Annotated in this window: 2 protein-coding genes and 1 pseudogene; all 3 read right to left on the reverse strand. The window is 73.3% G+C overall.

What is annotated here, in order from left to right; all coding sequences use genetic code 11:
• A pseudogene (locus KGQ19_RS48325) lies at window positions 1-416 on the reverse strand (hypothetical protein); the annotation flags it as partial.
• A gap of 253 nt (window positions 417-669) precedes the next feature.
• Window positions 670-1,392 (reverse strand): SWIM zinc finger family protein, encoded by a 723-nt coding sequence (locus tag KGQ19_RS48330; RefSeq protein WP_212022343.1) that lies wholly within the window; start codon window positions 1,390-1,392, stop codon window positions 670-672.
• 176 nt (window positions 1,393-1,568) lie between these two features.
• Window positions 1,569-2,327, reverse strand: a 759-nt coding sequence (locus KGQ19_RS48335; protein WP_212022345.1) for an SAM-dependent methyltransferase, incomplete at its 5' end; no start/stop codon positions are given.

Here is a 2,327-nt window from a genome sequence, read left to right on the forward strand (position 1 = left end):
GCGGGGCCGGGTTCGACGTCGGGTTCGACGTCTGGATCGGCCACGGGACCGAGTTCGGGCTCGGGTTCGGCCTCGGGGTCGGGGTCAGGGTCAGGGTCAGGGTCGGGCTTGGCCTCCGCGCCGGGCCTGCCGTCCTCGCCGACACCGGCCCAGCCGTTGGCGGTCCCGGTGATGCTCGGCCCGACCGGTCTGACGCTCGTGGGGCAGTCGTCCGTGGCCGGCACGGTCACGGTGCAGCCGCCGCCGCAGCAGCAGCCGACGCCTTCGGCCCCGTCGACTCCGTCGGTCCCGTCGAGCAGCTCTGCGACCCCCGGGCCGACCACCAGCAGCACCGACGGCTCCGAGGCCACCCCGAGCGCGTCCGGCACCCCGACCCCGACCCCGGCGCCGGCCAGCTCGAACGACGCGGCGGGCACCCCGGGCGCCGGGTCCTCCTCGAGCAGCCCGACGATCCTGGTCGCGGCCGGGCTGCTGGCGGTGTGTCTGGCGCTGCTGTTGTGGTGGACGCTGATGAAGCGGCGGGAACGGATGGCGCGTGAGGACGTAGTAGGCGAGGACCTGGGTCAGTAGCAAAGAAGACCTGGGTCAGTAGCAAAAGGGGGACCGGCGGCCGCCGCCCCATGGCGGCCGCCGGTCGTTCGGGTGCTGTACTCGCTGCCGCGGCTTCGGCTACAAGCCGCGCTTGGCCAGTTCGTCCAGCAGGTTGTGCTTGCGCGCGTTGGCCGCGCGCAGTCCCTCGATGTAGGCCACGGCCTCGGACTTGAGGTGCAGCCGCTGGTACGCCGCCTTCAGGTGCTGGAGGTAGCGCGCGGCTTCGGCGTAGTCGCGGCGGTTCCGGGCCGCTATCCGCGCCTCGATGTGCTTCTTGTAGACCGGGATGGCGCTGGCCGGGTCGGTCAGGGCCCGGACATCGGCAAGCCGCAGTTCGGTGTCGTTGACGTCGGTGCCCGGCGCCACCATCTCGTCGACCCGCGCGGCGAGATGCCGGCGCAGGTCGTGGTCGTCGTGCGCGCAGTCCAGCAGCAGGCCGATCAGATCCTCCCGGTCCAGGATCCCCAACAGCCGCCGCAGCCCCGCGATCTCCCGCTGCGCGGCGATGAACTCCGCGCTGCGCGTCTTCTCGACCGGCCCGTCCAGATACACGAGCCCGACCGCGACGCAGTGCCGACAGAACTCCCCGACCATCCCGCGCGGGCAGTCGCAGGAGTAGTCCAGACCGGCCGGCCGCCGGTCCAGCCGCACCTGCCACGGCTCCGACCCGTAGACCGTCGCCGTGATCTCCGCCCCCGAAGTCCCCAGGGCGTCGACGGCCGGGACGGAGGCCACCCCCCGCTGATAGGAACGCGGCCCAGCCAGCCGCTCCAGATCCTTCTTGCTGAAGAATGCTGTCATACACACATTCTAGCGAGCGGGTCTGACAAAGTCGGGGCGCAACCGGACGCTTTATCCCAAACGCAGTCGGCGAAACGCGGGGGTGCGGATCGTCGTCGAGGCGTTATGCGGGCTCTGCGACGGCGGTTGCGGGGTGGCGCGATAGAGCTGCTCTGGCGCGATCCGGCGCTTGCGCCTCAGCAGCCTGAGAAGGCCGCCAGCCAGCCGAACCCGCCGAGCCCGGCCGGGTCGGTGAGCTCGGCCGCCGCCGAGGCCCGGCTCAGCCCGCGCAGGTACCCGAGCGGATCGGACGAGGCCAGCGCCAGATCCGGGCGCGCGCCGGAGATCCCCAGCTCCCGCAGGTAGGCACGCTGCGTGGTCAGCACGGTCTCGATCCCCGGCCCCAGCGCCGCCGCGCAGGAGTCCAGCGCCACGTGCGCGGTGATGTCGCACGTCCCGTCCGGCACCGCGGGCACCTGGTGCCCGTCCCGGTAGCCGGTCAGCGTGCCGAAGCGCGGACGGTCGGCCGCGGTGTGGGAGTAGTCGACGGCCACCGCGACGCCCCGGTCGAGCCGGTCCACGAGCCAGCGCCACGCCGCGTCCCGGTCCAGGCCGATCTCGGCCCGGGCGCCGGGTTCGCCGCCCAGCGGCCACCACCGTGCCAGCCACTCCCGCTGCTCCGCATCGGGCACGGTCCCCAGTCGTTCCGTGCCACTGTCCGCGCTCGCCTCGGTCCGGTCCCCGACCGCCGCCTCGGCGCCCGACCGCTCCGCTTCACCGGCCGTCCGCACCTCCGCGCCCGACGGCTCCGCTTCACCGGCCGTCCGCACCTCCACGATCCGAGTGACCCCGTCCGCCCCGACCTCAGCGACGTCGCACACCACGTTGTCCAACCACTCGTTGGCCACCACCAGCCCGACCACCCCGCTCGGCGCCGCCCCGGCCCACTCCACCGC

This window comes from Catenulispora pinistramenti, assembly GCF_018274385.1.
GTDB lineage: Bacteria > Actinomycetota > Actinomycetes > Streptomycetales > Catenulisporaceae > Catenulispora > Catenulispora pinistramenti.

Bases quoted from the DNA above. Each gene is read 5' to 3' on its own strand.
- KGQ19_RS48330 (WP_212022343.1), bottom strand. From the start codon at position 1,392: ATGACAGCATTCTTCAGCAAGAAGGATCTGGAGCGGCTGGCTGGGCCG.